The sequence below is a fragment of the Curtobacterium sp. VKM Ac-1395 genome, assembly GCF_015350975.1.
Taxonomy (GTDB): Bacteria; Actinomycetota; Actinomycetes; order Actinomycetales; family Microbacteriaceae; genus Curtobacterium.
The window spans coordinates 273,986-300,030 of the sequence record NZ_JADKRX010000005.1 but is presented as its reverse complement, the minus strand read 5'-3'; the positions used below and the strand labels follow the sequence as shown (position 1 = coordinate 300,030).

General features: G+C 71.4%; 29 protein-coding genes. 17 read left to right on the top strand and 12 right to left on the bottom strand.

Features of this window, described 5'->3' with window-relative positions; translation table 11 throughout:
• Positions 1–101 precede the first annotated feature (101 nt).
• Entirely contained in the window at positions 102–626 is a 525-nt protein-coding gene (locus tag ITJ68_RS14935; RefSeq protein ID WP_194662292.1) for a flavin reductase family protein, read from the top strand.
• Between the two features lie 44 nt (positions 627–670).
• Positions 671–1,285: a superoxide dismutase gene (locus ITJ68_RS14930; protein ID WP_194662291.1), complete on the top strand. Its 615-nt coding sequence runs from the start codon at positions 671–673 to the stop codon at positions 1,283–1,285.
• Positions 1,286–1,384: 99 nt separating this feature from the next.
• Here the strand turns inward: ITJ68_RS14930 and ITJ68_RS14925 are convergent, their stop codons facing one another.
• A complete protein-coding gene (locus ITJ68_RS14925; RefSeq protein WP_194662289.1) occupies positions 1,385–1,960 on the bottom strand; it encodes a TetR/AcrR family transcriptional regulator in 576 nt (191 codons plus the stop codon).
• Between the two features lie 180 nt (positions 1,961–2,140).
• Between ITJ68_RS14925 and ITJ68_RS14920 the strand changes: the two genes are divergently transcribed.
• Positions 2,141–2,875, top strand: a complete 735-nt coding sequence (locus ITJ68_RS14920) for a carbohydrate kinase family protein (RefSeq protein WP_194662287.1) — start codon at positions 2,141–2,143, stop codon at positions 2,873–2,875.
• Between the two features lie 102 nt (positions 2,876–2,977).
• Here ITJ68_RS14920 and ITJ68_RS14915 read toward each other — a convergent pair whose 3' ends face one another.
• The 5 genes from ITJ68_RS14915 to upp all read right to left on the bottom strand — a co-directional run bounded on the left by ITJ68_RS14915 (position 2,978) and on the right by upp (position 8,552).
• Positions 2,978–4,465, bottom strand: coding sequence for a serine hydrolase domain-containing protein (locus ITJ68_RS14915; RefSeq protein WP_194662285.1), 1,488 nt, complete (start codon positions 4,463–4,465; stop codon positions 2,978–2,980).
• On the bottom strand, positions 4,462–5,811 hold the full coding sequence (locus ITJ68_RS14910) for a cryptochrome/photolyase family protein (protein ID WP_194662283.1): 1,350 nt from the start codon (positions 5,809–5,811) through the stop codon (positions 4,462–4,464). The genes ITJ68_RS14915 and ITJ68_RS14910 overlap by 4 nt, the downstream gene beginning before the upstream one ends.
• Positions 5,808–6,380, bottom strand: coding sequence for a MarR family winged helix-turn-helix transcriptional regulator (locus tag ITJ68_RS14905; protein WP_323743335.1), 573 nt, complete (start codon positions 6,378–6,380; stop codon positions 5,808–5,810). The genes ITJ68_RS14910 and ITJ68_RS14905 overlap by 4 nt, the downstream gene beginning before the upstream one ends.
• A gap of 322 nt (positions 6,381–6,702) precedes the next feature.
• Positions 6,703–7,470: a winged helix-turn-helix domain-containing protein gene (locus tag ITJ68_RS14900; protein ID WP_194662281.1), complete on the bottom strand. Its 768-nt coding sequence runs from the start codon at positions 7,468–7,470 to the stop codon at positions 6,703–6,705.
• A gap of 446 nt (positions 7,471–7,916) precedes the next feature.
• Entirely contained in the window at positions 7,917–8,552 is a 636-nt protein-coding gene (gene upp, locus ITJ68_RS14895) for a uracil phosphoribosyltransferase (RefSeq protein WP_194662279.1), read from the bottom strand.
• Positions 8,553–8,659: 107 nt separating this feature from the next.
• On the opposite strand from upp, the gene ITJ68_RS14890 reads away from it, so the two are divergent.
• Positions 8,660–9,091 (top strand): nucleoside deaminase, encoded by a 432-nt coding sequence (locus ITJ68_RS14890; protein ID WP_194662502.1) that lies wholly within the window; start codon positions 8,660–8,662, stop codon positions 9,089–9,091.
• A gap of 18 nt (positions 9,092–9,109) precedes the next feature.
• Here ITJ68_RS14890 and ITJ68_RS14885 read toward each other — a convergent pair whose 3' ends face one another.
• On the bottom strand, positions 9,110–10,066 hold the full coding sequence (locus tag ITJ68_RS14885) for a cation diffusion facilitator family transporter (protein ID WP_194662277.1): 957 nt from the start codon (positions 10,064–10,066) through the stop codon (positions 9,110–9,112).
• A 63-nt stretch (positions 10,067–10,129) separates the two neighbouring features.
• Here ITJ68_RS14885 and proC point away from each other — a divergent pair, with 63 nt between their 5' ends.
• Positions 10,130–10,960, top strand: coding sequence for a pyrroline-5-carboxylate reductase (proC, locus tag ITJ68_RS14880; protein WP_194662276.1), 831 nt, complete (start codon positions 10,130–10,132; stop codon positions 10,958–10,960).
• A gap of 126 nt (positions 10,961–11,086) precedes the next feature.
• On the opposite strand, the gene ITJ68_RS14875 is transcribed toward proC, so the two are convergent.
• Positions 11,087–11,782, bottom strand: a complete 696-nt coding sequence (locus tag ITJ68_RS14875; protein WP_071270072.1) for a potassium channel family protein — start codon at positions 11,780–11,782, stop codon at positions 11,087–11,089.
• Positions 11,775–13,208: a TrkH family potassium uptake protein gene (locus tag ITJ68_RS14870; RefSeq protein ID WP_194662273.1), complete on the bottom strand. Its 1,434-nt coding sequence runs from the start codon at positions 13,206–13,208 to the stop codon at positions 11,775–11,777. Before ITJ68_RS14870 ends, ITJ68_RS14875 begins: the two co-directional genes overlap by 8 nt.
• A 71-nt stretch (positions 13,209–13,279) precedes the next feature.
• Between ITJ68_RS14870 and ITJ68_RS14865 the strand changes: the two genes are divergently transcribed.
• The 4 genes from ITJ68_RS14865 to ITJ68_RS14850 all read left to right on the top strand — a co-directional run bounded on the left by ITJ68_RS14865 (position 13,280) and on the right by ITJ68_RS14850 (position 14,656).
• Positions 13,280–13,795, top strand: coding sequence for an ArsR/SmtB family transcription factor (locus tag ITJ68_RS14865; protein ID WP_194662271.1), 516 nt, complete (start codon positions 13,280–13,282; stop codon positions 13,793–13,795).
• A 110-nt stretch (positions 13,796–13,905) separates the two neighbouring features.
• A complete protein-coding gene (locus tag ITJ68_RS14860; protein ID WP_071270101.1) occupies positions 13,906–14,100 on the top strand; it encodes a helix-turn-helix domain-containing protein in 195 nt (64 codons plus the stop codon).
• A gap of 130 nt (positions 14,101–14,230) precedes the next feature.
• The gene (locus ITJ68_RS14855; RefSeq protein WP_003792170.1) at positions 14,231–14,329 is read left to right on the top strand and encodes a 30S ribosomal protein bS22; all 99 of its coding nucleotides are present in this window, start codon (positions 14,231–14,233) and stop codon (positions 14,327–14,329) included.
• Positions 14,330–14,401: 72 nt separating this feature from the next.
• The gene (locus ITJ68_RS14850) at positions 14,402–14,656 is read left to right on the top strand and encodes a glutaredoxin family protein (protein WP_194662270.1); all 255 of its coding nucleotides are present in this window, start codon (positions 14,402–14,404) and stop codon (positions 14,654–14,656) included.
• 202 nt (positions 14,657–14,858) lie between these two features.
• On the opposite strand, the gene aspS is transcribed toward ITJ68_RS14850, so the two are convergent.
• A complete protein-coding gene (gene aspS / locus ITJ68_RS14845) occupies positions 14,859–16,199 on the bottom strand; it encodes an aspartate--tRNA(Asn) ligase (protein ID WP_194662269.1) in 1,341 nt (446 codons plus the stop codon).
• A 174-nt stretch (positions 16,200–16,373) separates the two neighbouring features.
• On the opposite strand from aspS, the gene ITJ68_RS14840 reads away from it, so the two are divergent.
• A complete protein-coding gene (locus ITJ68_RS14840) occupies positions 16,374–16,742 on the top strand; it encodes a hypothetical protein (RefSeq protein WP_194662268.1) in 369 nt (122 codons plus the stop codon).
• A 142-nt stretch (positions 16,743–16,884) separates the two neighbouring features.
• On the opposite strand, the gene ITJ68_RS14835 is transcribed toward ITJ68_RS14840, so the two are convergent.
• Positions 16,885–17,280, bottom strand: coding sequence for a MerR family transcriptional regulator (locus ITJ68_RS14835; RefSeq protein WP_194662267.1), 396 nt, complete (start codon positions 17,278–17,280; stop codon positions 16,885–16,887).
• 67 nt (positions 17,281–17,347) lie between these two features.
• On the opposite strand from ITJ68_RS14835, the gene ITJ68_RS14830 reads away from it, so the two are divergent.
• The 6 genes from ITJ68_RS14830 to ccsB all read left to right on the top strand — a co-directional run bounded on the left by ITJ68_RS14830 (position 17,348) and on the right by ccsB (position 23,636).
• Positions 17,348–18,829, top strand: coding sequence for a SulP family inorganic anion transporter (locus ITJ68_RS14830; protein ID WP_194662266.1), 1,482 nt, complete (start codon positions 17,348–17,350; stop codon positions 18,827–18,829).
• Between the two features lie 67 nt (positions 18,830–18,896).
• Positions 18,897–19,553 carry a histidine phosphatase family protein gene (locus ITJ68_RS14825; protein ID WP_194662265.1) on the top strand — a complete coding sequence of 219 codons (657 nt, stop codon included), beginning with the start codon at positions 18,897–18,899 and terminating at the stop codon, positions 19,551–19,553.
• On the top strand, positions 19,550–20,164 hold the full coding sequence (locus tag ITJ68_RS14820) for a TlpA family protein disulfide reductase (protein WP_194662264.1): 615 nt from the start codon (positions 19,550–19,552) through the stop codon (positions 20,162–20,164). The genes ITJ68_RS14825 and ITJ68_RS14820 overlap by 4 nt, the downstream gene beginning before the upstream one ends.
• A 4-nt stretch (positions 20,165–20,168) precedes the next feature.
• Positions 20,169–20,912 (top strand): cytochrome c biogenesis CcdA family protein, encoded by a 744-nt coding sequence (locus ITJ68_RS14815; RefSeq protein WP_194662263.1) that lies wholly within the window; start codon positions 20,169–20,171, stop codon positions 20,910–20,912.
• Positions 20,896–22,617, top strand: coding sequence for a cytochrome c biogenesis protein ResB (gene resB, locus ITJ68_RS14810; protein ID WP_194662255.1), 1,722 nt, complete (start codon positions 20,896–20,898; stop codon positions 22,615–22,617). Before ITJ68_RS14815 ends, resB begins: the two co-directional genes overlap by 17 nt.
• A gap of 5 nt (positions 22,618–22,622) precedes the next feature.
• Positions 22,623–23,636, top strand: coding sequence for a c-type cytochrome biogenesis protein CcsB (ccsB, locus tag ITJ68_RS14805; RefSeq protein ID WP_194662501.1), 1,014 nt, complete (start codon positions 22,623–22,625; stop codon positions 23,634–23,636).
• A 727-nt stretch (positions 23,637–24,363) separates the two neighbouring features.
• Here ccsB and ITJ68_RS14800 read toward each other — a convergent pair.
• Complete coding sequence (locus tag ITJ68_RS14800) at positions 24,364–25,353, bottom strand: o-succinylbenzoate synthase (protein WP_323743334.1); 990 nt, start codon at positions 25,351–25,353, stop codon at positions 24,364–24,366.
• A gap of 333 nt (positions 25,354–25,686) precedes the next feature.
• On the opposite strand from ITJ68_RS14800, the gene ITJ68_RS14795 reads away from it, so the two are divergent.
• Positions 25,687–26,040, top strand: coding sequence for a hypothetical protein (locus ITJ68_RS14795; RefSeq protein ID WP_194662252.1), 354 nt, complete (start codon positions 25,687–25,689; stop codon positions 26,038–26,040).
• The last annotated feature ends 5 nt before the right edge of the window (positions 26,041–26,045 follow it).

The window sequence follows — 26,045 nt, the reverse complement described above, 5'->3', positions numbered from 1 at the left end:
GGGAATCGTTGACCTCAACCAGGGTTCAGGTCATACGTTGGGACCTGGCCACGAGGACCACGGCCACACCGCACCCGAACGAGGAACGAACGACGACTCCCATGCCCGAAGCCATCCCCGCGGACGCCGTCCCGACCACCATCGCCGACGCCTACAAGTCCGCGTTCCGTGGCCACCCCGCCGGCGTCGCCGTGATCACCGCCGAGGGACCGGACGGCCCGACCGGCCTGACCGCCTCCAGCGTCGCGAGCGTCGCGATCGACCCGCCCGTCCTGGTGTTCTCCCTCTCCACGAACTCGGGGTCAGCCGGCACGATCCTCGGCGCCCCGCTGTTCGTCGTGCACCTCATGGACTCGCACGGCGTCGCCCTCGCCCGGCGGTTCGCGTCGACCGGCAGCCCCGCGGCCGACGACCCGATCTGGGGGACGCTGCCCTCCGGCGACCGCTACCTCCCCTCTGCGGCGTCGGCGCTCCGGTGCCGCCCGCTCTCGACCACGCCCATCGGCAGCTCGACCGTCGTCGTCGCCGAGGTGCTCGACATCGTGCTCGGCTCCGAGCGCGGCGAGCCGCTGGTCTACCACAACCGGGAATTCCACTCCCTCACCGATCGTTCCCGGCTCTCGTGAGCTGCGGAGCACCATCCGCCAACCACTGATCGAAAGGAACTCACATGGCTGAGTACACCCTGCCGGAGCTGCCGTACGACTACGCCGCACTCGAGCCGCACATCAGCGGCAAGATCATGCAGCTGCACCACGACAAGCACCACCAGGCCTACGTCACCGGTGCGAACACCGCCCTGCAGCAGCTCGGCGAGGCCCGCGAGTCCGGCAACTTCGGTGCGATCAACAAGCTCGAGAAGGACCTCGCCTTCCACCTCGGTGGGCACGTCAACCACTCGATCTTCTGGACCAACCTCGGCCCGGACACCAAGGTCCCCGAGGGCGAGCTCGCCGCGGCGATCGACGAGTTCTTCGGCTCCTTCGACACGTTCAAGGCGCAGTTCGCCGCCGTCGCGAACGGCATCCAGGGCTCCGGTTGGTCCGTCCTGGCCTGGGACACCGTCGGCCAGAAGCTGACGACGTTCCAGCTCTTCGACCAGCAGGGCAACATCCCGTTCGGTCTCGTCCCGATCTTCATGCTCGACATGTGGGAGCACGCCTTCTACCTCGACTACCTCAACGTCAAGGCGGACTACGTCAAGGCCGTGTGGAACATCGTCGACTGGGAGAACGTCGCCGCGCGCTTCGCGAACGCGAAGTCGCAGAGCTTCGTCACGCTCTGACACACCGACGGCGGGTCACGGTGGTGACCTGACGACGGACGGGAGGCCCGGGGCCTGCTGGCACCGGGCCTCCCGTCCGTCTGCCGTGCGGTCCGAGGGTCAGGTCGTCACGAACGCCGTGCGGGCCACCAGGCCGGCGGCGAGGGCGCGGAGCGCCGCGTCCGCATCGGTCCGCTCCGGGTCGACGACCGCTCCCCACTGGATGCCGCGGGCCGCCAGGACCGCGCCCTGTGCCGTGCGTGCCGCCTCGGCATCACAGCGGTCGTGTGCTCGGCACCAGGCGGCGACGGCGTCGATCTCGGCGCGGTGCACGGACCGTTCGCGGTCTCGATCGCAGAGGGACTCCACGGAGCCGAGCTCGAAGGTCATCCGGGCGGCGAGGGCGCGTTCCGGGTCGTCGAGGCCGCCGAAGACGGCCACCAGGTAGGTGGCGAGGCCGTCCTGGTCGGTGGCGGGGTCGAGCGTGAGACCCGCGGTGGCCTCGGCCAGGTGCTCGACGACGGCGTCCACCAGGGCGTCGCGGGATCCGAAGTGGTAGACGATCGGGTAGGCGCTGGTGCCGAGGACGCGGCCGAGGCTGCGGACCGAAACGTCCTCGAGCTTGGTGTCCTGCAGGTGCTGCGCGACCTTGCTGATGATCGCCGGCTTCAGGGTCGGGTCGGGCTTGCGAGGCATGGGCGTCTCCGCGGGAGCAATGGATGGCGGGTCGCCGGTGTACGACCATCACACATGGTAGCGGTGATGTACCAGTTGTCCGGCCAGATGCCGCTGGGACTGTGTCCCGGCTGGGCATCCCGGCCCGAGTCTGTACGAACAGAAGTGGAGTAATTCTCGGATTCACGTATCGTGGAGATGATGACCCCGTCTCCCGAACGCCCCGTGCCGCCCCTCAGCGCCGCAGCACCCGGTCACGGACGGTCGGTCGGGGGCCGACGCCGCGGTGCCGGGAAACGCTTCCTGGTCGTCGGCGACGTCCTCGACGTGTCCGTGCGGAGCACCGTCGGCCGGACGTCCATGTCGGACGGGGGCGCCAGCGCGCTCCTCGGCGCCGACGACGTCCCGCTCGACCTGGTCCAGCGCGCCGACGTCGTCCACCTGACCGGAGCCGCGATGCTCGGGTCGGGCGGCACGGAGCGCATCGCCGCGCTCGTCGCCCGGGCCCGGGTCGGGGGTGCCCGTGTCTCGCTCGACCCGTCGTCGGTCGCCGTGGTGCGGTCGATCGGGGGTGCGGCCTTCCTCGCCGCGATCACGGGCGTCGACGTGCTGATGCCCGGGCAGGACGAGGCCCTCGCGCTCACCGGGGCGTCCGACGTGGTCGGCGCCGCCGCCGAACTCGCGCGCCACGTGCCGCTCGTCCTCGTCACGCTCGGCCACGAGGGCGTGCTCGTCGCGCGGCCCGGGCGGACACCGCAGCCGGTGCCCGCGACGCCGGCCACGGTGGTCGACACGATCGGGGCGGGGGACGCCTTCGCTGCTGGCTTCCTCCGCGCCTGGGCGACCGACGCCGTCCGGGTCGGGGCGGCCACGCGCGAGGGGACCCGGGTCGCGGCTCGCGCGCTCGGGTTCGTGGGTGGGCGGCCGCCCGTCTGAGCCGCCGGTCGTCGTCAGGTCGTCAGGCGGTCAGCTCGGCGGGCGGTGTCCTCGCCGGGCGGCCAGCGCGTCCTGCTGCCAGCTCATCGTGCGACGTGCTCGTCAGGCCGTGCGTTCGACGGGTTCGGCGGTGACGGTGAGCGTCTGGACGCGCCCGGCAGCGAGCGGCGCCAGGCGGATCTCCACGCGCAGCCGACCCGCGGTGCCGGGCAGCCACCAGCGGAGGTGTGTCGGCGTGTTCGACAGCTCCTGCACCGGGGGAGCCGAGCGGTCGGCACCCACCTGGGCGACCGCGGCCTCCAGGGTCTGCCGACGGCGGTCGTACGGCACGTCCATCGCGACGTTCGGCGTGCAGATGGTGTCCGCCAGGTCGTCGTCCCAGTCCGCGAGGAGCCGGGACACGGCAGCCTGCGCGGCGCGGGTCTCCGGGAGGACCTCGGGCGTCGGGGGCGTCGTCGGGCTCGTGGCGGCCAGCAGCAGGTCGTGGGCGGTCTCGGCCGCGACCGAGACCTTCGCCTGGGTGGCGTTCTCGAAGGCGACGACACCGAGGCCGTTCCGGACGGACCACCGCATGTGGGCCGAGAAGCCCGGGTAGCCGCCCGAGTGCGACACGATCGCGCCGTGGTGGTCGTCCTGCTCGACGAACAGCCCGAAGCCGTACCCGACCGGTCGTCGCGCACCCGGGACGGCTGCGCCCGGGATGTGCCGCATGGCCTGCTGCATGTGCCGGCGGTCGGCCGCGGAGACCGGGCCGTCCTCAGCATCAGTGCCCGGCCGACGCATCGGCGCGAAGGCCGACGACAGGTGCCGTGCCCACCGCGACAGGTCCGCCACGGTGGAGTACAGGCCGCCGATCGGGGAGAAGGCTCCCGGGCCGGTCAGCGGCAGCGGCTCGAAGGTGCCGCGGTACGGGCGGACACCGGTCACGACGTACCCGCGGGCGTCCTGCTCGGTGAAGACGGTGTCGTCGAGACCGAGCGGCCGGAGCACGACGTCGGTGGCGACGTCGGTGAACGGACGGCCGGCGACGACGGACACCGCCCGTCCGAGCAGTGCGTAGCCCAGGTTCGAGTACGCGAAGCCCGTTCCGGGCACGGAGTCGAAGAGGAGCCCGGCGCGCAGGACGTCGTCGAGGTCGGCGTCGGAGATGGCCTCCTGGCGGTCGCCCCACGGGTCGTCGGTCGGGAACCCGGCCGACATCGTCAGGAGCATCCGCAGCGTCGGCACGGGGGAGTCCGGCGTCGGCAGGGTGACCTCGGCGAACGCCGGGACGAACTCGTTGACCGGGGCGTCGAGCGACACCCGGCCGTCGGCGACGAGGGAGAGCAGCGTGGCCGCGGTGACGCTCTTCGTGCAGGACGCGATGCGGTACACCGTGTGTGCATCGGGAGCCCTGCCGTCGCCACGGTCGCCGTGCCCGCCCGAGGCGACGAGGCCGTCGGCGTCGAACACACCCCACACCGAGCTCGGGGTGGTGCCGCGTTCGACCCGCTCGCGGAACAGGTCGTCGACCTGCCGGAGCACGGCGGGGTCGAGCGGAGCGGAGCCGTCGGCGGGTGCGCCCGCTGCCGCCGCGGACGACGACGTCACGATCGCCGCATCTGGTCGTAGGCGTCGAGGGCGCGTTGCCGGGTCGCCTTGAGGTCGACCATCGGCTTCGGGCGGTCCTCGTCGGACGGCACCCAGCGCCGGACGTACTCGCGGTGCTTGTCGAACCGCTCGAGCTGCCGGTCCGGGTTGAACACCCGGAAGTACGGCGCCGCGTCGAACCCGGACCCGGCGACCCACTGCCAGTTCCCGGCGTTGTTCGCCGGGTCGGCGTCGACGAGGGTGTCCCAGAACCACTGTTCGCCGATGCGCCAGTCCACGAGCAGGTTCTTCACGAGGAAGCTCGCCGTGGCCAGGCGGACCCGGTTGTGCATGGCGCCGGAGCTCCAGAGCTCCCGCATGCCGGCGTCGACCAGGTCGAAGCCCGTGCGGCCCTGGTACCAGCGCTGCAGTTCGTCCTCGGAGGCCTCGCGCCACGGGAACGCGTCGAACTCCCGACGGACGTTGACGGTGGCGAGCTGTTCGCAGTGGAAGTACTCGTTCCAGTTGAACTCGCGCCAGGCGAGCTGTCGGAGGAACGCCGGTGCCTGCTGCCGCTGGTGCGGTTCGAGTCGCCCGTGCAGGCGGTGCCACACCTGGTACGGGCTGATCTCGCCCCAGCGCAGGTGCGGCGAGAGGTCGCTCGTGGCCGCCATCGCGGGTTCGTCGCGCTGGTCGTAGTCCTCGAGCGCGTTGTCGACGAAGTCCTCGAGGAGCTTCGCCGCGCCCTGCTCACCCGGGGTCCAGGCGTCGCGGAGTCCGCCGGCCCAGTCCGGGGCGGTCGGCAGCAGGGCCCAGTCGGCGAGGTCGTCGCCCGCGGCGTCTGACGGGGACGGCAGCTCGCGCGGCTTCGGGAGCGGGTGCCGGGGCTCCGGCATCGCCTGTGCCGCACGCCAGAACGGCGTGAACACCTTGTACGGCTCGCCCTGCCCGGTGCGGACCGTCCACGGTTCCCAGAGCAGCGCGGCCGCGAAGCTGTGGGCCTCGATGCCGCGGTCGGTCAGGGACGCCTTGATGCCGGCGTCGACGTCGCGCTCGACCGGCCCGTAGCGACGGTTCCAGAAGACCCCGTCCGCGCCGGTGTCCGCGACGAGCTGGTCGATGACGTCCGCAGCGGCGCCCCGACGCAGGACGAGCCGCGACCCGTGCTGACGCAGGTCGGCGTCGAGCGAGGCCAGCGAGTGGTGCAGCCACCAGCGTGCCGCGGCGCCGAGCGGCCGGATGCCGGCGCTCTCGTCGTCGAGCACGTAGACGACGGTCAGGTCGCCGCCGTGCTCCATCCCCGCACGGAGGGCCGGGTTGTCGGCGAGCCGCAGGTCGTCCCGCAGCCAGACCAGCGCGCCCGTCATGCGGAGACGGTGTCGGTCGTGGCACCGCGTCGCGCGGCCGGGAGTTCCCCGGTGGCCACGCGGAGCTTCGTGCAGAGGTCGGTGAGCGTCCGGAGCTCGGCGTCGTCGAGGCCGGCGCTGAGCTGCTCGGCGATGCTGGTGGCGTGCTGGACGGCGACGGCCCGGTAGACGTCGAACCCGTGCGGCGTCAGCGCGACGATGACCCCGCGGGCGTCGGTCGGGTCCGGCTGCTTCTCGACGACGCCGCGGGTGGCGAGCCGGTCGACCAGGCGGCTGACGCTCGGCTGCGTCAGCAGGAGGTGGCCGGTGAGGTCGCGCATCCGGCAGCGGCGGCCCGGCTGCGTGGAGAGGTTGAAGCAGACGTCGTACTCGTTGAAGGAGATCTCGTCCCCGGGGAACTCGCTGTTGAGGTTCCGCATCACGGACACCTGCGCCCGGAAGAGGGCTTCCCACGCGGCGACGGCGACGGCCTTCTCACTGCGGGTGGGGTCCGGGACGACGGTCTTGTCGTGCCCGAGCGTCCTGGCGTCCAGGAGTGTCGGCTCGTCCACGAGCGCCTCGTCGTCCACGGTCGCGGTCCTCTCGGTCGGGTGGCTCACCACACTACCGACGGCATCGGACACTGGTCGGCCACGCCGCCGCCCGTCCGTCGACGGCGCGGGCGGGGGAACGCACGAGGGCCGGTCGTCCTGGGGACGACCGGCCCTCTCCCTTGCACCAAGAGTGTCCTGCAATCACATTCCACAGCCGCTGCCACAGCAAACAACGACTGCAGAACTGACTGTATAACGAAGGGGTAACGGGCGCCAGCGGCAATCCTGCTTCGTTGCCTGCGAGTTCCCTCGGAGCCGCGCGAGCGAGGGCAGGCGGCCGCGCCGGACCGCCCCGTGCTCAGAAGAGGTCGGGCGACGGGGTGGAGGCGTAGCGGACGGCGACGTCGGCGTGGCGGTCGAAACGGTACCCGACGCCGCGGACCGTGCGCACGATCTCCTCGAACGCGCCGAGCTTGGAGCGGAGACGACGGACGTGCACGTCGATGGTCCGCTCGTTCGGGGTCTCGTCCTCACCGTCGGACCACAGGCCCTCGATGATCGCCGAGCGGTCCACCGTGCGGCCCTCGCGGAGCACGAGGAACTGCAGCAGCTCGAACTCCTTGAACGTCAGGGGAGCCGCGTCGCCGTCGAGGGTGACGCGCTTGCGGGAGATGTCGATGACGACGCCGGTCTCCTCGGGCTCGGGCTTCTCGGCCTGCTTCCGTGCGGCGACGGCCGACCGGTCCTGCAGGGCGAGTCGGACGACGTCGACGTCACGTCCACCGGAGTGCTCGGCGGCGACGGCCACGGCAGCGTAGGTCTCCGCAGTGGGGACCAGCTGCGCGGTGAGCGCCTTGAGCTGCTCGACGACCGCAGCGAGCGTGGTGCCGGCCGCGGCGGCCTTCTCCTCGTCGATCCCGACGTAGAGCGCGAAGCCACGCGCCTCGGTTCCCTCGGGCAGGGCGCGGTTCCGCTGCGGAGCGACCACGGGGCTGGTCGGGATGGTCGTGCGCTCCGGCTGGACCGCCGCGCGACGGGGCCGGATCGGCGTCACCGTGCCGAGGTCGGTCGGGGCCGGTGCTGCGGCGCGGAGGGCGGTCTGGGGCTGGGGGATGGTGAGCGACATGGTGGTTCTCCGTGCGGTGTGGCCGCGACTGCTCCCGCAGTGCGTCCGGTGTCGAATGCGTCGTCCCGGGTGGCGTCCGCCTGACGGCGGGAGGCAGCGGCGACCAACGGTCCTGCTGCGGACCGGGGCTGCCCGGGGATGCGGGGAGACGACCTCGAGACGGGACGTGTCGCGTCGTCGGTGGTCGTCACCCGAGGATCACGCGCTCGCGACGGGGGTGGTGTCGCGGGGGATCCGGCTGGAACGGGTACCGGTCAGGCACACATTCGACAACGCATGACTGCCGTCGTCGGCATCATCATGCCGGTCGTCCCCACTGCCCCTGCGGAGGAGCACGCCTCGGAGAGGACGCGGGTGGACACGAGTGCAGTCATGGACACGAGTATCAGCGGTATACCAAGCCGCTGTCAACCGTCCGACCGGACGGTGCGGTCGTGTCGGACCGGCTACTCGGCCAGGCCGTAGAGGCGGTCGCCGGCGTCGCCGAGACCGGGGACGATGTACCCGTTCTCGTCGAGCCGCTCGTCGAGCGCGCCGAGCACGATCGTGACGTCGCGGTCGCCGACGGCTTCCTCGACGGCCTTGAGTCCCTCGGGTGCGCCGAGGATGCACACGCACGTGACGTCCTCGGCTCCGCGTGCGAACAGGAAGTCGATCGCCGCTGCGAGGGTGCCGCCCGTGGCCAGCATCGGGTCGAGCACGAAGCACTGGCGGTTCGACAGGTCGTCGGGGAGGCGCTCGGCGTAGGTCTGCGGCTCGAGGGTCTCCTCGTTGCGCGCCATGCCGAGGAAGCCGACCTCGGCGGTCGGGACGAGCTTGACCATGCCCTCGAGCATGCCGAGGCCTGCACGGAGGATCGGCACGACGAGAGGCCGCGGCTTCGCGATGGCGACGCCCATGGTCTGGGCGACCGGGGTCGAGATCGGCGTGGCCGTGACGCGGACGTTCCGGGTGGCTTCGTACGCCAGGAGCGTGACGAGCTCCTCGGTCAGCGCCCGGAAGGTGGGCGATGGCGTGGTCCGGTCGCGGAGCACCGAGAGCTTGTGCGTGATGAGCGGGTGGTCGGCGACGTGGACTCGCATAGGGTCGAGCGTAGCGTGCCCCGTGCCGACCAGCGGTCGCGGGCGTCACCGAGGAACCCCCAGGAGGACCCGTGGAGCACCCCGCCGCCCGTCCGTACGTGGCGGCGATGGAACGGGCGCTCGACGAGGCCCGGGCGTGCCTCGCCACCGGGGACGTGCCCGTCGGCGCCGTGGTGCTCGACGAACACGGTGCCGTGGTCGCGACCGGACGCAACGAACGCGAGGCGACACAGGACCCGACCGCGCACGCCGAGGTCATCGCGCTCCGGGCAGCCGCGGCCGCGACGGGGGACTGGCACCTCGACCGGCACACGCTCGTCGTCACGCTCGAGCCCTGCCCGATGTGCGCCGGTGCGGTCCTCGCGGCCCGCGTGCCCCGGGTCGTGTTCGGCGCCTGGGACCCGAAGGCCGGGGCGTCGGGCAGCGTCTACGACATCGCCCGGGACCGCCGGCTGCCGCACCGGACCGAGGTCGTGGCGGGCGTGCTGGAGGAGCAGTGCGCGGCACTCCTGGACGACTTCTTCCGCGAGCGCCGCTGACGCTGACGCCGCTGAGCGCTAGTCGACCGCGCGGATCACGATCGCCTCGGTCGGCGGACGCGGCCCGGTGCGGAGCACGTCGGGTTCGACGTAGATGACCCGGGCGATCGGGACGGCCGCGCGGACCCGCTGCTCGACGGTGTCGATGCCCGCCGCGACGTCCCCGAGCCGTCGGTCCCCGTCGACCGCCACCTTCACGCCCACCATGAGCTCGTCCGGGCCGAGGTACAGGGTCTTGATGTGGATGATCGACTCGACCTCGGGGCCGTCGAGCACGGCCGCCTTGATCGCCGTCACGTCCGCGGCGCTGGCACCCTCGCCGACGAGCAGGCTCTTCGTCTCGATGCCGAGCACCAGGGCCACGGCGATGAGCAGCACGGCGATGAGCACGGTGCCGATCGCGTCGAACACCCCGTTGCCGGTGAGCGCGGTGAGGCCGACGCCGAAGAACGCGAAGACGAGCCCGACCAGGGCTGCGGTGTCCTCGAGCATCACGACGGGCAGCTCCGGTGCCTTCGCCCGGCGCACGTACTGCACCCACGAGAGCGAGCCCTTGTTCGGCTTCGCCTCCTTCAGTGCGGTGCGGAGCGAGAAGCCCTCGAGCCCGATCGCGATGAGGAGCACCACCATCGGCAACCACCAGTTGTCGAGCGGGTGCGGGTCGGCGAACTTCTCGATGCCCTCGTAGAGCGAGAACACACCGCCGACGGAGAACAGCACGATCGAGACGACGAAGGCGTAGACGTAGCGCTCGCGGCCGTAGCCGAACGGGTGCTCCTCGTCCGCGGCGCGTCGGGCGCGTCGGCCGCCGAGCAGCAGCAGGAGCTGGTTCGCGGAGTCGGCGAGCGAGTGCACGCCCTCCGCGAGCATCGACGCGGACCCGCTGATCGCGGCGGCGATGAACTTCACGACCGCGATGCCGACGTTCGCACCGAGTGCGGCGAAGATGGCCCGGTTGCCTCCGGAAGCGCTCACTGTGACCCCTGTCTCGAACCTGCTGCTCGATCCTACGGGCAGCCTGCTCGGTAGGGTCGGGCCATGACGATCGAACTGCCCCGCACCGCCCTCCTCGGCGTCGGTTCCATGTCCGGCGCGGTCCTCGACGGCCTGCTCGCCGCCGGCCTGGCCCCGGAGACGGTGGTCCTGACGACGAAGTCCGAGGCGTCAGCGGCGGCGCACCGCGAACGCGGGCTCGACGCGCACGCGACCGACACCGACCCGGACGCGAACCGTGCCGCCGTCCGGGGGGCGGGCGTCGTGGTGCTCGGCGTGAAGCCCTTCGTGATCGGTGACCTCCTCGACGAGGTGGCCGGTGACCTCGAGCCCGGTGCCGTCGTGGTGTCCGTCGCGGTCGGCGTCACCACCGCAGCGATGGAGGCCCGTGTCCCCGACTCCGTCCGTGTCGTCCGGGCACTGCCGAACACGCCGATCGGCGTCGGCCACGGCGTCACGGGCATCAGCGGGGGCGCGTCCGCCGACGCCGCGGCCGTCGCGCTGGCATCGAGCTTGTTCGACGTCTCCGGCTCCGTGATCGAGGTCCCCGAGGACCGGCTCGACGCCCTGTCCGCCGTGTCCGGGTCCGGCCCCGCGTACGTCTTCCTGCTCATCGAGCAGTGGCAGCAGGCCGCCGAGTCGCTCGGCTTCACCCCGGAGCAGGCCGAGACGATGGTGCAGGGCACGATGCGCGGCGCGGTCGAGCTGCTCGAGCGCTCCGGTCGCGAACCCGCCGACCTCCGCCGTGCGGTCACGAGCCCGAAGGGCACCACCGAGCGCGCGGTCGCGGTCCTGCAGGACGCCGACCTCGCCGCGACGCTCCGCCGGGCCGCGGACGCGGCCATCGCACGGGCCGAGGAGCTGTCGAAGCTCTAGACGCAACCAGTCGACAGACGGGAGGCTCGTGGCGGCGCCGCAACGAGCCTCCCGCCACCGGCACGGCCTGTCTGCCGCTGGCGCGTCAGCCAGGGACCGGCGGCGTGGGCCCAGTCTGTCCTGTGGTCACTCCAGGGCTGCGAAGCGCTCCAGCGCGGTGGTGGACCCGGAGACGATGATCACGTCGTGCTCGCCGATCACGCTCTCCGGCGTGGCGGGCACGAACGGCTCTCCCGGCGGCTTGATGCCGAGGACCGTCAGGCCGAAGCGCGTGCGGATGACGGTCGTGGCCAGGTCCTTCCCGCGCACCGTGCGCGGCGGGAACATCTTGACCACGGCGAAGTCGTCGTCGAACTCGATGAAGTCGAGCATCCGGCCGGACACCAGGTGGGCGGTGCGCTCGCCGGCTTCGCGCTCGGGGTAGACGACGTGGTTGGCGCCGATGCGCGACAGGATCGTGCCGTGCGAGCGGCTGATCGCCTTCGCCCAGATCTGCGGGATGCCGAGGTCGACCAGGTTCGCGGTGATGAGCACGCTCGACTCGAGGTCGCTGCCCGTGCCGACCACGGCGATCGGGAAGTCGCCCGCACCGATCTGCCGCAGGGCGTCGATGTCGGTGGCGTCCGCCTGCACGGCGTGCGTGACGCGGTCCGACCACTTCTGGACCAGACCGGCGTCGGTGTCGACGACCAGGACCTCGCGGTCCTGTCGTTCGAGCTGGCCGGCGGTGGCGGCGCCGAAGCGGCCGAGGCCGATCACCAGCACGGGTGCGTCGTGGCTGACGGCGCCGAGCGGGTGCGGCGGGCGGGTTCGGTCAGCCAACGATCGGCCTCTCCTCGGGACGGCGGAACAGTTGCCGGCTCTGGCTGGCAGCCAGTGCTGCGGCGATGGTCACTGTACCGACACGGCCCAGGAACATCGTGGCCGCGAGCACGTACTTGCCGGATTCCGGCAGGTCGGCGGAGACGCCGGAGGACAGCCCGCACGTGGCGAAGGCCGAGATGACCTCGAACAGCACGCGGTCGAGCGAATCGTGGGTGATCTGCAGCAGGACGACCGTGGCGACGGCGACGATGGTCGCTCCCCACAGCACGACGGCGACCGCGACGCGGAGCACGTCGCTCGGGATCCGGCGGCCGAAGGCCTCCATGCTCTGGCGCCCACGGGCCTCGGCCACCGCGGCCAGGAAGAGCACCGCGAGGGTCGTGACCTTGATGCCGCCGGCGGTCGACGCGGAGCCGCCGCCGATGAACATGAGCATGTCCGTGACGAGCAGGCTCGACCCGTTCAGCTGGTCGAAGTCGACGAGGGAGAAGCCGCCAGAGCGGGTCATCGTCGACAGGAACAGGGCCTGGAACGCGGTGCGACCGGCGCCCTCGCGGCCGAAGGTCGCCGGGTTCGAGGCCTCGAGCGCGATGTAGACCACCGCACCGCCGACGAGCAGGACCGCGCTGGTCGCGAGCGTGAGCTTGACGTGGATCGGCCACCGACGGGGCGTCCGGAGCTGCTTCGTCAGGGCGCGGATGACCGGGAAGCCGATCGAGCCCGCGACGACGCCGATCATCAGCAGCGTCAGGAACCAGTAGTCGTGGGCGAACGGGTCGAGCCCGCTGGCGTTCGGCGCGAAGCCGGTGTTCGTGAACGCCATCGCCGCGTAGTAGAAGGAGTCGCCGACCGCCGTCCAGAACGGCATCCCGGCGAGGAGCACCGACGGCAGGAGCAGCAGCCCGAGCACGATCTCGATCGACAGGGTGCTCACCGCGACCGTGGCGAGCAGGGTGCCGACCTCGCCGAGCCGGACGGCCTGGCCCTCGGGCACGGCGCCGTGGTGCGTCCGGAGCGGGTTGGAGTCCCCGGCGGCCATGAGCTTGGCGCGCAGCCCGAGCTTCCGCGTGACGAACAGGCCGAGGATCGACGCGAAGGTCAGCACGCCGACCGCACCGATCTGCGTGCCGATGACGACGAGCGTCTTGCCGAAGACCGACCAGTGCGTGGCCATGTCGACGGTGGCGAGCCCGGTGACGCAGACGACGGACGCGGCGGTGAACAGCGCGTCCGCGAAGTGCGTCGACTCCCCGTCGGCCGCCGCGAGCGGGGTCATGAACAGCGCCGTGAAGACGAAGATCAGCGCGACGAACACCACGATCGCCAGACGGGACGGTGACGAGCGGAGCACCGTGCCGATGCGCGAGGGTCGCTTGCGACTCGGGGTCGGCAGGACCTTCGGGGGCTCCGTGCGATCGAGCATCGTATGCCTCCGAGGACATGGGCGGGACGCATCGCATGGTACATCCGCGGTCGGCCGGTTAGCCTCTCCCCATGGCCGACATCTTCAGCGTGGTCGCGGACCCGACGCGGCGGGAGCTCCTCGGGACGCTGCTCGCGGCGTACGGCTCCGACGCCACAGCGGGGGAGCTCAGCGTCGGTCAGCTCGTCGAGAAGCTCGGGGTCAGCCAGCCCACGGTCTCGAAGCACCTCCGCGTGCTCCGGGACATCGGCCTCGTCACCTCCCGGGAAGAAGGGCAGCACCGCTACTACCGGCTCGACCCGGAGCCGCTGCTGCACATCGAGGAGTGGGTCCTGCCGTTCACCGGCGCAGTCGACGCCGACGGCACGCTGGCGACCACCGCGTGGACGCCCGACGGGCAGCCGGTGTCGGTGCGGCGGAACGGCGTCGCGGGCAAGGCCACGGTGGAGGTCGGCATCGAGCTCGGGCGCGTCATGGCCGAGGCGTCGCACCGCGCCACCGCGGCGTTCTCGGGCGCGCAGCAGGGGTGGGGGAAGGTCGTCGAGACCTCGCGGCGCCGCTTCACCAAACGGCCCGATCAGGACTGACCCGCGAGTCTGGACACGAGGCCGCACGCGCCCCTACAGTTGCCAGTGACCACTCAGGTCACACCAATCTCCCGCGTTCGGGTCCGAGCGTGAGCGACCGAAGGCGGACCATGGCCGGCAGTTTCGACGACGTGCGCTTCCTCACCGTCGCGGAGGTCGCCGAGATGATGCGCGTCTCGAAGATGACGGTGTACCGGATGGTCCACGCGGGGGAGCTCCCCGCGATCCGCTTCGGCCGGTCCTTCCGCGTGCCGGAGTCCGCCGTCGCCGAGGTCCTGCGCGGCGGGATCGCCGACGTCGGCTAGCGCTGACCAGCCCCGGCGAGCCGGCGCGTTCGACATCACAGTCGCGCTCCGGTAGCATCGGGCAGGTTGATTTTCCGCGGCTTCATCGGCCCGGTGTCCGTACATCACCATCAGTCCGAGCGAGGTCCACATGGGTTCTGTCATCAAGAAGCGTCGCAAGCGCATGGCGAAGAAGAAGCACCGCAAGCTCCTTCGCAAGACGCGCCACCAGCGTCGCAACAAGAAGTAAGTCGAAGGACTTGCCGCAGAAGCCCCGGTTCGCCGGGGCTTTCGCATTTCCCGGGCGGTCTACCCTGGTTCCATGCCAGCCGTGACGCTCCTCACCAAGCCCGGATGCCACCTCTGTGACGACGCCCGACCGGTCGTCGAGGCCGTCGTCTCCGCCCACCCGGGCGTGACGCTGACCGAGCGGTCGATCCTCGACGACGAGGCGCTCCGGCACGAGTACGCGGAGGACATCCCCGTCGTGCTCATCGACGGCCGGGTGCACAGCAACTGGCGCGTCGATGCCGTTCGGCTGGCCGCGGCGCTCGAGCGGGCGGCCGCGCGGGCCTGACGCGCGCGGGCCTGCCGCGCGGGTCCGCGGCGCGGCTGCGTCGGTCTGCGCCTGCGCCCTTCGCCTGCGCCCGCCGTCGTCGCCGCCGCCGCCGGTTCGCCGTGGCGGCGCACAACGGAAACCGGCCCGAACCACGGACATCCGCGGTTCGAGCCGGTCTCGGTTGTGCGACGTGCGCCGGCGGTCAGCGCCGCCGCAGTGCCTACGGGGTGAGGCGCGTCGGGCCGCGGAACAGGTAGGTGACCTCGCGGATGGACGGCTCGCCGAGCATGAGCATCAGCACGCGCGCCAGGCCCATGCCGAACCCACCGTGCGGCGGCACGCCGTACCGGAAGAAGTCGAGGTACCAACCGAGCTCGGCCGGGTCGAGGCCCTTCTCCTCCGCCTGCGCGGTGAGGACGTCGACGCGGTGCTCGCGCTGCGCGCCCGTGGAGATCTCCGCACCGTTGAACAGCAGGTCGTAGCTGTTCGTGAGCGTCGGGTCGTCGGCGTGGCGCATGTGGTAGTACGGCCGGATCGAGGCGTCGTAGTCGGTGACGAAGACGAACTCGGAGCCGTGGTGCTCCTTGGCCCAGGCCGACACGCGGCGCTCGCCCTCGGGGTCGAGGTCACCGTCGGCGCGGACGACGTCGTGGCCGCTGTCGGCGACGATCTGACGGGCCTCGGCCAGGGTCACGCGGGGGAACGGCGTCGACGGGACCTGCAGCTCGAAGCCGAAGACCTCCTGGATCGCGTCACCGTACTTCTCCTTGACGGCCGTGATGCCGGCGACGAGGACCTCCTCGTGCATCGCCATGACGTCCTCGTGCGACTCGATCCACGAGAACTCGGCGTCGACGCTCGTGAACTCGGTGGCGTGGCGCGAGGTGAACGAGGGGTCGGCGCGGAAGGCGTCGGCGATCTCGAACACGGCACCGAAGCCCGCGGGCTGGGCCATCTGCTTGAAGTTCTGCGGCGACTGCGCCAGGTAGGCGGTCGTCTCGAAGTACTCGAGCTGGAAGAGCTCGGCGCGCGACTCGGATGCCGACGCCATCAGCTTCGGGGTGTGGATCTCGATGTAGTCGCGCTCGACCCAGTAGGTGCGGAAGGCGTGCTCCAGCGTCGTCTGGATGCGGAAGATCAGGTTCTGCTTGCGGTTGCGCAGGTCGAGGAAGCGCCAGTCGAGGCGCTTGTCGAGCGAGGAGTCGTCCGCGATCGGCGTCTCCGGGATGGCGGCGCTGACGACGGTCAGGTCGCCGACCTTGACCTCGAGGCCACCGAGCTTCACGCGCTCGTCGTGCTTGAGCGTGCCGGTCACGTGGATGAAGGAGCCGTGCGCCAGACCGGAGATCGACTCCGTCGTGGCGAGCGCGGTCGCCGAGGCGTCGTCGCCCTCCACGGCCTCACGCGTCGCGGGGTTGACGAGCTGGACGGCGCCGGTCTCGTCGCGGAGCACGACGAACTGCACCTTCTTCTGGTCGCGGACGGTCTCGACCCATCCGGCCACGGAGACGGGACCGTCGGGGAGTGCTGCGAGGTCGCTGATGCGGGTGCGTTCGATCACGGTCGTCGAGTCTACCGGGACGGGCGCGGCGGTCCAGGTGCGCGGGATCTTGCTCCTCCACAGCGCGGCTCACGTCGGGCGTTCTCCACGGAGGCGGACGGGAGGCTCGGCTCGGCTCGGGTGCTCCGTAGCGTTCTCGACGTGGCCGGGTCGCGAGCAGGGGAGGAGGTCCTCATGACGGCGGGGACCGAGGTGCTCGCGGCCTGGCCGCCCGCGGCGGTCGCGACGGTCGTCGGCTCGCTGCTGGCGCTCGCTGGTACCGGCATCGGCGTCGTCTGGTCGACCGTCCGGTGGCGGCAGGAACGTGACCGGAACGAACGCGCGCACCGGTGGGCTCAGGTGACGTGGGCGATCGAGATGATCTGTGCCGGAGACGTGGCGCGGAGCGAGATCGGCGCCCGAGCCGTCGATGCGATGTACGAGATGCAGATACCTGGGCAGATCGACGACCCGATCGCCAGGGTCGTGGTGAAGTTCCTGGTGGAGGGAGACGATCATGTACCCGATCCGTCGAACGACGGACGAACGTCAGCAGATCCGTGAGCAGTTCAACCGAGATCTCCTCGCGCAGTTCCCACGGAAGAAGGCACTGCGCCTGATCGCTGAGTACGACCGCGTGCAGGAGCGGTGGGAGCAGCGGCGACCGCGCTGGCAGCAGTCACTGCGGACGCCCGGGGCCGGGGAGTCAGGGGAGGGCGGCGCGCAGGGTGCCGAGCGTGCCGATGAACTCCTCGGCCATGCCCGCCCGCTCGACGAGCTTCGCGTGACGGGCTCGGGCGTCCTCGAGGAAGGCGTCGAGGCGCGCTGCCCGTGCGGCCGTGTCGTCCGCGTCGGCGCCCGGCAGCCCGTCGACGATGCTGAGGAGGTCGCCCATCTCCTCGAGTGAGAACCCGAGGGGCTTCATCCGACGGATCACCAGCAGCCGCTCGAGGTCGCCGTCCGTGTAGACGCGGAAGCCGCCGGTGGTGCGGCCGCTCGGCACCAGCAGGCCGACCTCGTCGTAGTGCCGGATCGTACGGAGCGACATGTCGGCGCGCTCGGCGAGTTCGCCGATGTGCATGGTCTGGGTCACGTCGGACATGGTGGCAGACCTCCTCGGGTGGGTGCTGGTGGGACTCTACCCTCACGTGACGGTAGAGTCGGCGGTGATGTCGACCACCATGCACGCCCCGACCGTCCTCTCGGCCCTCCGCTCGCCGCGGCTGCTCTCGCGCGAGGTCCTCGCGGGGATCGTCACCGCGCTCGCGCTCATCCCCGAGGCGATCTCGTTCTCCGTCGTCGCCGGTGTCGACCCGGCCGTCGGGCTGTTCTCCAGCGTCGTGATCGCCGTGGTGATCTCGATCGTGGGCGGTCGCCCGGCGATGGTCTCCGCCGCCGCTGGTTCGGTGGCGCTCGTGATCGCCCCGCTCGTCCGCGACCACGGCATCGACTACCTCGTCCCGACGATCGTGCTCGGCGGCCTGACGCAGCTCGTGCTCGGGTTCCTCGGGGTCGCCCGGCTGATGCGGTTCATCCCGCGCAGCGTGAACGTCGCGTTCGTGAACGCCCTGGCGATCCTGATCTTCACGGCCCAGTTGCCGAACCTGCTCGGGCCGGACGTCCCCTTCGTCGTGTGGCCGCTCACCGCCCTCGGCGTCGGCATCATCGTCGCCTTCCCCTTCCTCACCAAGGCCGTGCCGGCGCCGCTCATCGCGGTCGTCGTGATCACGCTCATCACGGTCGTCTTCAGCATCGCGGTGCCGACGGTCGGCGACGAGGGTGCGCTGCCCACGGCACTGCCCGGGTTCAACGGCATCACCGTGCCCTTCACCTTCGAGACCCTGACGACGATCGCGCCGTACGCGTTCGGCATGGCGATCGTCGGCCTCATCGAGACGCTGCTCACCGCGCAGCTCGTCGACGCGATCACCGACACGGGGTCGAGCAAGTGGCGGGAGTCGTGGGGGCAGGGCGTCGCGAACATCGCCTCCGCGTTCTTCGGCGGGACCGGAGGCTGCGCGATGATCGGGCAGACCGTCATCAACGTGAAGACCGCCGGCGCCCGCACCCGGATCTCCACCTTCGCGGCCGGGGCCTCCGTGCTGGTCCTGACGATCGTGCTGCACGACGTCGTCGCGCAGATCCCGATGGCGGCGCTCACCGCGGTGATGCTGATGGTCTGCGTGGCGACGTTCGACTGGCACAGCATCCGCCCGCGCACGCTCGGTCGGATGCCCCTCGGCGAGACCGCCGTCATGGTGATCACCGTGCTCGTGGTCGTCGCGACGGACAACCTCGCGACCGGGGTGCTCGTGGGCGTGGTCGTCGCCGCCCTCGTGTTCGCCCGGCGGGTCGCGCACGTGGTCGAGGTCGTGCGCGAGCCCGTCGACGAGCGCACCGTGCGGTACCGGGTGCGCGGTGCGCTGTTCTTCGCGTCGTCGAACGACCTCGTGACGCGCTTCTCCTACGCGGACGACCCGGAGCGCGTCGTGATCGACATGTCCGAGGCCCACGTCTTCGACGCCAGCACGGTGGCCGCCCTCGACGGCATCGAGCAGCGGTTCGCCAAGCACGGCTCGAGCGTCGAGGTGGTCAACTTGAACACGGGGTCCATCGCCCTGCACGGCAGGCTCTCCGGGCACCTCGGCTGAACGGTCCCGAAGCCGTGGATCCGCTGGGCGGGCAGTGGGGTCGGTGGATCGACCTAGACTGGAACCCATGCCCGCGACCCGAATCCACCTCGTGCGACACGGCGAGGTACACAACCCGGACCGTGTGCTCTACGGACGGCTCCCGGGCTTCGGACTGAGCGAGCTCGGCGCCCGCATGGCCACCGCGTCGGCGACCGCGTGGAAGACCGCCGGGGTGGACGTCCGCCGCATCGTGGCCTCACCGCTCCAGCGCACGCAGGAGTCCGCGGCTCCGTGGTCCGAGCTGTACGGGCTCGACGTCTCCCTCGACGAACGGCTCATCGAACCGACGAACCGGTACGAGGGCCAGCCTCCCGGGTTCACGAAGCGCTCGGTCCGTCGCCCGGCCGAGTGGCCCTGGATCGCGAACCCCTGGCGTCCCAGCTGGGGTGAGGCCTACGAGTCGATCGCGAACCGCATGGTCGCTGCGATCACCACCGCGTGGGAGAGCGTCGAGGACGGCGACGTCGTCCTCGTCAGCCACCAGCTCCCGATCTGGATGGTCCACCGGCGACTCGCGGGGGAGCCCCTGTGGCACGACCCGCGCAAGCGCCGCTGCGACCTGTCGAGCATCACCACCCTCGAGCGTGTGCCCGCCACGCCGAACGGTCGGTTCACCGAGGTCGGGTACGCGGACCCCGCGCTGGAACTGCGCGCGTCCGCGATCGACGAAGGAGCAGTGTGACCGTCAGCAGCATCAGGAAGCGTCTTGTCGTGGTCGGTGCGACGGCCCTCGTCTCCGCCCTCGCCCTGACCGGGTGTTCCGGCGGGGGCGACACCCTGGCGAAGCAGTACGGCAACGGCACCACGCAGAACTACATCTCCGGCGACGGTGCGGTGACCGAGGTCTCCGCCAAGGACCGCAAGGACACCGTCGACTTCTCCACCAAGGACTCCGACGGCGAGCGCGTCTCGTCGAAGGCCCTGCGCGGCAAGGTCGTGGTGCTGAACTTCTGGTACGCCAGCTGCCCGCCCTGCCGGGCCGAGGCCAAGTACCTCAGCAAGGTCCAGGCGGAGTACGCCGACAAGGACGTCCAGTTCATCGGCGTCAACGTCCGTGACCAGGCCGCCACCGCCGCCGCCTTCGAGCGCACCTTCAAGGTCGACTACCCGACGGTGCTCGACGCCGACACGGGCACCATGCAGCTCGCCCTGTCCGGCCAGATCGCACCGAACGCCGTCCCCGCGACGATCGTCCTCGACACGAAGGGCCGGGTCGCGGCTCGCGTCCTCGGCGCCGTCGACGGCACGAGCATCCTCGACACCCTGGTCAGCGACGAGCTCAAGGCGTCCTGACCCCATGAGCGGCAACCCCTTCTCCGACGCGATCCTCAGCGGGCAGATGCTCGTCGCCCTCCCGGTGGCGCTGCTGGCGGGGCTCGTGTCGTTCCTGTCGCCGTGTGTCCTGCCGCTCGTCCCCGGGTACCTCGGGTACGTCAGCGGCATCGCCGACGCCGGTCGTCGGGGTCGCGGGCGCGTCGTCCTCGGGGTGCTGCTCTTCGTCCTCGGCTTCACCGTCGTGTTCGTGGCCTACACGACCGTCTTCGGCGCGCTCGGCTTCTGGCTGGTGCGCTGGCGCGACGTCATCACGCAGGTCCTCGGCGTCGTGGTGATCCTGATGGGGCTGGTGTTCATCGGCCGGTTCACCTTCCTGCAGCGCTCGCTGAAGCCCTCGTGGACCCCGGCGACCGGGCTCGTCGGCGCCCCGCTGCTGGGCATCGTGTTCGGCCTCGGTTGGACCCCCTGCCTCGGCCCGACGCTCGCCGCCATCAACCTGCTCAGCGTGCAGTCCGGCAGCGCCTGGCAGGGCATGTGGCTCGGCGTCGCCTACTGCCTCGGGCTCGGCATCCCGTTCCTGCTCGTCGCCCTCGGCGCCGGGTGGGCGGCCGGAGCGATCCGCGCCGTGAAGCGCCACATGCGCACCGTCAACATCATCGGAGGATCCATCCTGATCGTCATCGGCCTGCTCATGGTCACCGGCATCTGGTCGGCCGTCATGTCGAGCGCCGGGGCGGTGATCCAGAGCTTTGTCCCCGCGGTCTGACCCCACGAACGAGACCCCCGACGAGTCCGGCGCCGACGTCGCCTCCGACCCGCAGCGGCCGTCCGACCACGTCGACGGCACCGCACAGGCGCCCTCCGACGGCGTCAACCAGCCGAAGCTCGGCGTGCTCGGCTACGTCCGGTACTTCTGGCGCCAGCTCACGAGCATGCGCACGGCGCTGTTCCTGCTGATGATGCTCGCCCTCGCGGCGATCCCGGGCTCGCTCGTGCCACAGCGCACCGCGGACCCGAACGGCGTCGTGCAGTACAAGGCCGACCACACCACGCTCTACCCGATCCTCGACAAGCTCCAGGTCTTCGACACCTACACGTCCGTGTGGTTCTCGGCGATCTACCTGCTGCTCTTCGTCTCCCTCATCGGCTGCATCATCCCTCGCACGCGGCACCACTGGCAGGCGCTCCGCACCCGCCCGCCGAGGACCCCGGCGCGACTGACGCGGCTCGCCGGCTTCCGCAGCGCGGCCGTGCAGCGCGACACCCTGACGGACGGCGGCGACACGACGGACGCGGCCACGAGCCTCCCGTCCGTCGACCACGCGATCTCGCGCGCCGCCGCCGTCCTGAAGCGGTCCGGGTACCGGGTCGAACGCTTCGGCGACTCGGTGAGCGCGGAGCGCGGGTACCTCCGCGAGACCGGCAACCTGGTGTTCCACGCGGCACTGGTGGGCGTCCTGGTGGCCGTCGGCATCGGCGGCGGGTTCGGGTACACCGGACAGCGCCTGCTGGTGGAGGGCCAGACGTTCTCCAACGTCCTCGGGTCCTACGACTCGTTCAACCCGGGGCGCTGGTTCCAGCAGACCGACCTCAAGGGCTACAACCTGACGCTCGACAAGTTCGTCACGAAGTACGAGGAGCGGAACCTCAACGCCCTCGGGCAGGCGCTGGACTACTCGGCGACCGTGACCAGCCGCGAGAAGGGCGGCGACGCGTCCACCGAGCGACTCGGCGTGAACGACCCGCTGTCGATCGGCGGCACCAACGTCTACCTGCTCGGCAACGGCTACGCCATGCAGGTCACCGTGCGGGACGGCGACGGCAACGTCGCACTCAAGGACGTCGTGCCGTTCCTGCCCGCTGACGCCAACTACACCTCCACCGGCGTCATCAAGGTGCCGGACGCGTCCCCGACGCAGCTCGGCATGGTCGGCTTCTTCTACCCGACGGCCGTCAAGCAGTCCACCGGGGCGTTCTCGTCGTCCTACCCGGACACCGAGAACCCGGTGCTGAGCCTGCAGGTCTACACGGGTGACCTCGGGCTCGACGACGGCGTGCCGCGCAGCGTCTACCAGCTCTCCACCAAGGGCCTGACGCAGATCGCCGGCACCAAGGCCGCGTCCCCGAGCGTCCAGCTGAAGCCGGGGCAGACCAAGACGCTGCCGGACGGCGCCGGGTCCATCACGTTCGACGGCGTCAAGCGGTACGTGTCGCTGGACGTCCACCACGACCCCTCGCAGCTGTGGGTCGGCGGGTTCGCGATCCTCAGCGTCCTCGGGCTGCTGACCTCGCTGTTCGTCCCGCGCCGACGCGTGTGGGTCAAGGCGGTGCCCCGGACCGGTTCCGACCAGGGCGAGTACGACCTCGAGTACGCGGGCCTGGCCCGCGGCGAGGACCCCAACCTCGAGCGCGCCGTCGCCGAGATCGCCAACCGACACTTGTCGGACCTCGGAGTTAGGATGCCCTCGTGAATGACATGACTGCGAACCTCGCGACCTACTCGGTCGTCCTCACGTACTCGGCGATGGCCGTCTACGTGATCGCGTTCATCTCGTTCGCGCTGGACATGGCCAAACGCTCCGGTGACGTCCGCGTCGCCGAGGGCGCCGACCGCGGCGCGGACGTCGCTGCGAGCGCGTCGAAGCGGCAGGCCAAGACCGTCGCCACCGTGCAGGGCGGCACCGTCGTGCTCGAGCGCGTCGAAGCCCCCGTCAAGTCCGGCTCCGGTCGTGGCGGCGGCTCGCGGTTCGAACGCGTCGGCATGGCGATGACGATCCTCGCGCTCGTGCTGCACGTCGGCGCGGTCGTCCTCCGGGGCATCGCGGCTGACCGCGTGCCGTGGGGCAACATGTTCGAGTTCTCCCTCACGGGCACGGCGCTGATCATCGCGATCTTCCTGCTCGTGCAGCTCTGGCAGAACCTGAAGTTCCTCGGCGTCTTCATCACCGGCCTGACGATCATCCTGCTCGGCATCGCGACGGTGAACTACTACGTCCCCGTCGTCCCGCTGCAGCCTGCGCTGCAGTCGTACTGGCTCGTCCTGCACGTGTTCGTCGCCATCTCCGGCACTGGGTTCTTCGCGCTGGGCGCGGGTCTCGCGGTGTCGCAGCTCGTGCAGACCTACCGGCTCGGGCACAGCGGTGCGGCCAAGAAGCTCCGGTTCATGGAGACCCTGCCCGACGCCGACCGGCTCGAGGTCCTGACCTACCGCGTCCTGCTCGTCGGCTTCGTGCTGTGGACCTTCACCCTCATCGCCGGTGCCATCTGGGCCGAGCGTGCCTGGGGTCGCTACTGGGGCTGGGACACCAAGGAAGTCTGGACGTTCATCATCTGGGTCATCTACGCGGGCTACATCCACGCCCGTGCGACCCGGGGCTGGCGCGGAGCGCGGTCGTCGTGGCTGGCGCTCATCGGCTTCGGCGCCGTCATGTTCAACTTCTCGGTCGTCAACGTGTTCTTCAAGGGGCTGCACAGCTACTCCGGTCTGTGAGTCGTCGCTGACGCGTCCTCCCAGGAGGCCCGGTGCAGGTCCGCCTCGCACCGGGCCCCCGGTGCGTCCGGGTCCGGTCCGTGGTGTGGCGTCCGGGGCCGGCGCGGCGTTCGGGGCCGGGGCGGCATCCGGGGCCGGGGCGGCATCCGGGGCCGGCGCGGCATCCGGGCCGGCGCAGCATCTGGGGCCGGGGCGGCATCCGGGGCTTGTCGAGTGGTCGCAACACCCCGCAGGACGTGCGCCCAGCGGTCACAGGTCGTCGTCGGCGCCCGCGCCGGCCGACGAGACCTGACCGTTCGACGGACGTGAGCGGGGTGTCGTGACCGGTCGCGGCGCCCCGCGGCGGCGCGCGGTGCGCGGTGCGGCGTTCGGGGAAGGCGCGGCGACGGGGGCGGGGGCGGCATCCGGGGCTTGTCGAGTGGTCGCAACACCCCGCAGGACGTGCGCCCAGCGGTCACAGGACGTCGTCAACGCCGGCGCTGGCCGACGAGACCAGACCGCTCGACGGACGTGAGCGGGGTGTCGCGACCGGTCGCGGCGGCCCGCGGCGGCCCGCGGCGGCGGCGCCCGCGGCGGCGGCGGCGGGCGCGCGGCGCGCGGCGCAGGACGCTGCGAGCAGCGCGTCTCACCGGGGACCGCGCGGGTGCGGGCCGGGGACCGCGCGGGCGCGGGCCGGGGGCGGCGGCCGCGCCGCGGCCGCGGGTGCGTGCCGGGGGCGGCGGCCGCGCTACGCGCCGGCGAGGAGCGCGTGCACGCGCTCCAGCCGCGCCCGCCACCACGCTGCCCGCTCGGGCGCGGCACGGAAGCGCGCCACGAGCTCAGGCGACACGTCGACGCGGCGGACGGGGATCCTCCCGGCTGTGGGCAGGAGCGGCGCCGAGGTGACGTCCCCCTCGAACATCACGGCCGTCCCGAGGCCCGCGGCGTAGCCCGCGGACATCGCCGACGCCGCGAGGAACGCCCCCATCCCGAGCCCGACGGACGTGTCCAGTGCGCTGGACACCACGCAGGGGAGCCCGGCCTCGGCGATGACGGCCTGCGCCGCGGTGATCCCGCCGAGGGGCTGCGCCTTGACGACGAGGACGTCCGCGGCGCCGGCCCGGGCGACGGCGAGCGGGTCCGAGGCCTTGCGGACGCTTTCGTCCGCAGCGATCCGCACCCCGAGGCCGTCGATCCGGCGTCGCAGTTCCGCGAGTTCGGGGACCGTGCGGCACGGCTGCTCGGCGTACTGCAGGTCGAAGGGCGCCAGGCGTTCCAGCGCGACGACGGCCTCGTCCACGCTCCACAGCCCGTTCGCGTCGATGCGCACGGCGGCGTCCGGCCCCATCACCCGCCGGACCTCGGCGACACGGGCGACGTCGTCCTCGACCGTGGTGCCGGGTTCGGCCACCTTGACCTTCGCCGTCGTGCAGCCGGGGTACCGCCCGAGCAGGTCGGCGACGGCCGACGATGCGATCGCCGGCACCGTGGCGTTGACCGGCACGGAGTCAGCGGCGGGTTCGTGGTCCGTCCAGCCGAAGTCGATCGCGGCACGCAGCCAGGCGGCGGACTCCTGGTCGTCGTACTCGACGAAGGGGGAGAACTCGGTCCAGCCCGCCGGGCCGCGGAGGACGAGGGCCTCGCGGACGGTGATCCCGCGGAACCGGACGCGCATCGGGAGGGCGACCACGTGCGCGTCGGCGAGCAGGTCGGTGAGGGCGGGGAGTGACGGGACCACGTCCCCATCCTCCCAGCGTCGGTCCGTCCCCGTGCCGTCCGGACGCCGTCCCTCGGCCCTCGACTGCTGCCCAGCGGACCTCACGGTTCCTCGGAGGGGACCGCCAGCGCAGGGCATTAGCATGCATCGGTCGGCCGAGGTCGACCCGCGGCCATGACGACAGAAGGAGGCTCCGTGACGCCAGATCCGCACCAGCGGTCGTCACGAAGCCCGTCGTCGTCCCGAGCAGCGAACGCCCCAGCAGCCACGTCGCCAGCCGCGAAGGCGCGTGCCGCACGAGCCTCGTCGGCACGAACCACGTCCTCGTCGGGGACCGACGACTTCGCTCGGCTGATGCGGAACAACACCGTCGACGTGCGCCAGCAGCAGGGATCGGCCCGGCGGCAGCGCAAGAGCCCCCTCGCCGGCAAGCTGGCGCTCGGGCTCGCCGTCGTCTCCGCGGCCGTCGACGCCAGTGCCTTCGCGGTGTACATGGGCGGCGACACCACCTTCGCGTTCGGCATCTGCTTCGTCGTCGTGTTCCTGACCCTGATCGCGGCCATCCTCGGGTTCATCGCGGCCGTCGGGGGACTCGGCCGCTGGTACGGCGCCATCGGTGTCGTCCTGGCGTTCTTCGCCAACCCGGTGATCCTCATCGTGCTCGTCGTCATGGTGGCCCCGGAGCTCCTGACCGACATGAGCGCGTAGTCCGA

Coding starts and splice junctions, on each gene's coding strand:
- ITJ68_RS14830 (WP_194662266.1), top strand. CDS start 17,348: ATGTCGACCACCATGCACGCCCCGACCGTCCTCTCGGCCCTCCGCTCG.
- ccsB (WP_194662501.1), top strand. CDS start 22,623: ATGACTGCGAACCTCGCGACCTACTCGGTCGTCCTCACGTACTCGGCG.
- upp (WP_194662279.1), bottom strand. CDS start 8,552: ATGCGAGTCCACGTCGCCGACCACCCGCTCATCACGCACAAGCTCTCG.
- ITJ68_RS14925 (WP_194662289.1), bottom strand. CDS start 1,960: ATGCCTCGCAAGCCCGACCCGACCCTGAAGCCGGCGATCATCAGCAAG.
- ITJ68_RS14930 (WP_194662291.1), top strand. CDS start 671: ATGGCTGAGTACACCCTGCCGGAGCTGCCGTACGACTACGCCGCACTC.
- ITJ68_RS14865 (WP_194662271.1), top strand. CDS start 13,280: ATGGCCGACATCTTCAGCGTGGTCGCGGACCCGACGCGGCGGGAGCTC.
- ITJ68_RS14870 (WP_194662273.1), bottom strand. CDS start 13,208: ATGCTCGATCGCACGGAGCCCCCGAAGGTCCTGCCGACCCCGAGTCGC.
- ITJ68_RS14920 (WP_194662287.1), top strand. CDS start 2,141: ATGACCCCGTCTCCCGAACGCCCCGTGCCGCCCCTCAGCGCCGCAGCA.
- ITJ68_RS14795 (WP_194662252.1), top strand. CDS start 25,687: ATGCGGAACAACACCGTCGACGTGCGCCAGCAGCAGGGATCGGCCCGG.
- ITJ68_RS14835 (WP_194662267.1), bottom strand. CDS start 17,280: ATGTCCGACGTGACCCAGACCATGCACATCGGCGAACTCGCCGAGCGC.
- ITJ68_RS14840 (WP_194662268.1), top strand. CDS start 16,374: ATGACGGCGGGGACCGAGGTGCTCGCGGCCTGGCCGCCCGCGGCGGTC.
- ITJ68_RS14935 (WP_194662292.1), top strand. CDS start 102: ATGCCCGAAGCCATCCCCGCGGACGCCGTCCCGACCACCATCGCCGAC.
- ITJ68_RS14890 (WP_194662502.1), top strand. CDS start 8,660: ATGGAACGGGCGCTCGACGAGGCCCGGGCGTGCCTCGCCACCGGGGAC.
- proC (WP_194662276.1), top strand. CDS start 10,130: ATGACGATCGAACTGCCCCGCACCGCCCTCCTCGGCGTCGGTTCCATG.
- ITJ68_RS14850 (WP_194662270.1), top strand. CDS start 14,402: ATGCCAGCCGTGACGCTCCTCACCAAGCCCGGATGCCACCTCTGTGAC.
- ITJ68_RS14815 (WP_194662263.1), top strand. CDS start 20,169: ATGAGCGGCAACCCCTTCTCCGACGCGATCCTCAGCGGGCAGATGCTC.
- ITJ68_RS14900 (WP_194662281.1), bottom strand. CDS start 7,470: ATGTCGCTCACCATCCCCCAGCCCCAGACCGCCCTCCGCGCCGCAGCA.
- ITJ68_RS14910 (WP_194662283.1), bottom strand. CDS start 5,811: ATGACGGGCGCGCTGGTCTGGCTGCGGGACGACCTGCGGCTCGCCGAC.
- ITJ68_RS14825 (WP_194662265.1), top strand. CDS start 18,897: ATGCCCGCGACCCGAATCCACCTCGTGCGACACGGCGAGGTACACAAC.
- ITJ68_RS14860 (WP_071270101.1), top strand. CDS start 13,906: ATGGCCGGCAGTTTCGACGACGTGCGCTTCCTCACCGTCGCGGAGGTC.
- ITJ68_RS14855 (WP_003792170.1), top strand. CDS start 14,231: ATGGGTTCTGTCATCAAGAAGCGTCGCAAGCGCATGGCGAAGAAGAAG.